Raw genomic sequence first — 1,341 nt, 5'->3', positions numbered from 1 at the left:
GCGCGCGGTAGTCGATCAACGGTCGACTCTACCGCCGGATGCCGATGTCTGCGGTCCTGCAGGACGCCCATTTCCTCGGCCAGGGTCGGCTGGTAACCCACGGCCGACGGCATACGGCCCAGCAGTGCCGACACTTCGGTACCGGCCAGGGTGTAGCGGTAGATGTTGTCGACGAACAGCAGGACGTCCTTGCCCTTGCCGTTTTCGTCCTTCTCATCGCGGAAGTACTCGGCCATGGTCAGGCCGGTCAGGGCGACGCGCAGACGGTTGCCCGGCGGCTCGTTCATCTGGCCGTACACCATCGCCACCTTGTCCAGGACGTTGGAGTCCTTCATTTCGTGGTAGAAGTCGTTGCCCTCACGGGTACGCTCACCCACGCCGGCGAACACGGACAGACCGCTGTGCGCCTTGGCGATGTTGTTGATCAGTTCCATCATGTTGACGGTCTTGCCGACGCCGGCGCCGCCGAACAGGCCGACCTTGCCGCCCTTGGCGAACGGGCACATCAGGTCGATGACCTTGATGCCGGTTTCCAGCAGTTCGGTGGCCGGGCTCTGGTCTTCGTACGACGGGGCCGCACGGTGGATTTCCCAGCTGTCGCTGGCGGCCACCGGGCCGGCTTCGTCGATCGGACGGCCGAGCACGTCCATGATGCGGCCCAGGGTGCCGGCGCCGACCGGCACGGAGATGCCGCGGTCGGTGTTGATGGCCACCAGGTTGCGCTTCAGGCCGTCGGTGGAACCGAGGGCGATGGCACGCACCACGCCGTCGCCCAGCTGCTGCTGGACTTCAAGGGTGATGTCGGTGTTTTCGACCTTCAGTGCGTCGTACACCTTCGGCACCGACTCACGCGGGAATTCGACGTCGACGACCGCGCCGATGATCTGAACGATCTTGCCCTGACTCATTGCTGCATCCTCTAATGTGTGCTTTGAACGAACGCGGTCAGACTGCTGCCGCGCCGCCGACGATTTCGGAGATTTCCTGGGTGATCGCTGCCTGGCGCGCCTTGTTGTAGACGAGCTGCAGGGTGCCGATCAGCTTGTTGGCGTTGTCGCTCGCCGCCTTCATCGCAACCATGCGCGCTGCATGCTCGGAGGCGACGTTTTCCAGCAGTGCCTGGTACACCAGCGACTCGATGTAACGCGTCATCACGTGCTCCAGCACGGTCGCGGCATCGGGTTCGTACAGGTAGTCCCAGTCGTGGTGAGCGACCTGCTTCTCAGCTGGCTGCAGCGGCAGCAGCTGATCGAAGCTGGCCTTCTGCGTCATGGTGTTCACGAATCGGTTGTAGACCAGGTACACGCGGTCGACCTTGCCTTCGTCCTCCTTGGGCTTGTT

At 63.5% G+C, this 1,341-nt stretch carries 2 protein-coding genes; both read right to left on the bottom strand.

Annotated elements, in window-relative coordinates:
- Positions 1-908: F0F1 ATP synthase subunit beta (atpD, locus tag ACQKDV_RS19530; RefSeq protein ID WP_427785873.1), on the bottom strand; the 908-nt coding region annotated here is incomplete at its 3' end.
- A 37-nt stretch (positions 909-945) separates the two neighbouring features.
- Positions 946-1,341, bottom strand: a 396-nt coding sequence (locus tag ACQKDV_RS19525; protein ID WP_427785872.1) for a F0F1 ATP synthase subunit gamma, incomplete at its 5' end; no start/stop codon positions are given.

Source organism: Stenotrophomonas sp. NPDC077659 (assembly GCF_050268705.1).
Classification (GTDB): domain Bacteria; phylum Pseudomonadota; class Gammaproteobacteria; order Xanthomonadales; family Xanthomonadaceae; genus Stenotrophomonas.
This window is presented reverse-complemented; position numbering and strand designations above follow the sequence as displayed.